The sequence below is a fragment of the Streptomyces sp. NPDC097617 genome, assembly GCF_044761485.1.
Lineage (GTDB): Bacteria > Actinomycetota > Actinomycetes > Streptomycetales > Streptomycetaceae > Streptomyces.
Genome location: NZ_JBIWCL010000088.1, coordinates 1 through 1,281, shown reverse-complemented (window position 1 = coordinate 1,281; position 1,281 = coordinate 1). Strand labels below are relative to the sequence as shown.

General features: G+C 74.2%; 1 protein-coding gene. It reads left to right on the top strand.

Annotation, left to right across the window (positions count from 1 at the left end):
* The coding region (locus tag ACIQZO_RS40520) for a beta-ketoacyl synthase N-terminal-like domain-containing protein (RefSeq protein WP_403636443.1) at positions 1-1,281 on the top strand (1,281 nt) is incomplete at both ends.

Here is a 1,281-nt window from a genome sequence, read left to right as displayed (position 1 = left end):
TACGCCGCCGCCAACACCTACCTCGACGCCCTCGCCCACCACCGCCACCACCACAACCTCCCCGCCACCAGCCTCGCCTGGGGACTCTGGGACACCGCCAGTGCGATGACCAGCGGGCTGAGCGAGCTCGACATCCAGCGGTGGGCCCGAAAGGGCGTCCGGCCGATCTCCGCCGAGCGCGGTATGGAGATCTTCGACGCGGCCCTCACCTCGTCCGAACCGCTGCTCGCGGCGGCTGACTTGGACCCGGCGACCCTGCGCTCCCCTGACGGGTCCGCGCCCGCGCTGCTGCGCACCCTGGTGCGCGCCCCGCGCCGCCGCGCCGCGGCCGCCCCCGGGGCCGGTGAATCCTCCTGGGCCGAGCGCACCGCCGCCCTTCCCCCGGCCGACCGCCGGCGTACCGTCGGTGAGCTCGTACGGGCCACCGTCGCCGCCGTGCTCGGGCTGGCCGGGCCGGCAGCCGTCAGCGAGGAAACGGCGTTCAAGACCCTCGGCATGGACTCGCTCACCGGGCTGGAGCTGCGGCGCCGGGTCGTCGCGGTCACCGGGGTCGCGCTGCCCGCGACGGCCGTCTTCGACCACCCCACGCCGGATGCCCTCGCCGATTTCCTGACCGGCGAGCTGTCCAAGGCGGCCGGCGAGACCGAGGTGGTCCGGCCCGGGCAGCCGATCGTGGCGCGCAGCAGCTCCGATCCCGAGGATCCGATCGTGATCGTGGGCATGGCCTGCCGTTACCCGGGGGACACCCGTTCCCCCGAGGACCTGTGGCAGCTCGTGGCGGGCGGCGTCGACGCGATCGGCCCCTTCCCCACCAACCGGGGCTGGGCACTGGACCGGCTGTTCGACGACGACCCGAACCGGGCGGGGCACTCCTACGCCCGCCACGGCGGTTTCCTCCACGACGCCGACCGCTTCGACGCCGAGTTCTTCGGGATCAGCCCGCGCGAGGCGGCGGCCATGGACCCGCAGCAGCGGCTCCTGCTGGAGGCCGGCTGGGAGGCGGTGGAGAGCGCGGGCATCGCCCCGGCGACGCTGCGCGGTACCCGTACCGGTGTCTTCAACGGCGCGATGTACAGCGAGTACGCCTCCCACCTGCGCAATGCGCCGGAGGCGGTGGAGGCCTACCGTACGACCGGCAACACGCTCAGCGTGGCCTCCGGCCGCGTCTCGTACACGCTGGGCCTGCAGGGTCCGGCGATCACGGTCGACACGGCCTGCTCCTCCTCCCTCGTCGCCCTGCACCTGGCGGCCCAGGCCCTGCGCCAGGGCGAATGCACCCTG